Origin of the sequence: Sphingobium trunci, assembly GCF_022664535.1 — a bacterium.
Taxonomy (GTDB): domain Bacteria; phylum Pseudomonadota; class Alphaproteobacteria; order Sphingomonadales; family Sphingomonadaceae; genus Sphingobium.
Window position 1 is genome coordinate 1 of the sequence record NZ_JAKUJY010000076.1, and the last position, 491, is coordinate 491.

Below are 491 nucleotides of genomic sequence, written 5' to 3' on the forward strand. Positions count from 1 at the left end.
GGCGATGCCGTAGCTGCCCGCGTCCCGCGCCCCCTGCGCCGTGCCGCTCCACAGGAGGCTGCCCGTCAGGCTCGCCTGCGTGTCGCCGTTGACGAAGCCCGCATAATGCAACCCGCCGCCCCCTGAAAAGGCCAGGCCGTCATAGCCCTTCGTCACATCGTCCGCGATGATCGTCAACGGCGCAGGAGTGATCGTATAGGCACTGCCATTGGCCGCCGCCTGCGTCGCGCTGATCGCATAGTTGCCGCTCGTCAGCCCCGAGCCGATGATCGCGTAGCTGCCCGCATTCGCCCCGGCGCTCGCCGCCGTGCTCCATTGCACCGTGCCCGACAGGTCGCCCAGCCCCTCGCCATGGACGAAGCCCGATCCCGTCACCGTGCCCGACAGGCCCGCAAGGCCTGCGCCATAGACGCTGCTCGCGCCATTGGCGGCATAGCTCAGGCTGAGCGGCGCCGGGGTGACGGTCAGCGTCCCCGCCTGCCAGCCGATCG

The 491-nt window shown here is 70.3% G+C and carries 1 protein-coding gene; it reads right to left on the reverse strand.

Features of this window, described 5'->3' with window-relative positions; translation table 11 throughout:
• On the reverse strand, positions 1-491 hold a 491-nt coding region (locus MJ601_RS21820; protein ID WP_242130489.1), incomplete at both ends, for an MBG domain-containing protein.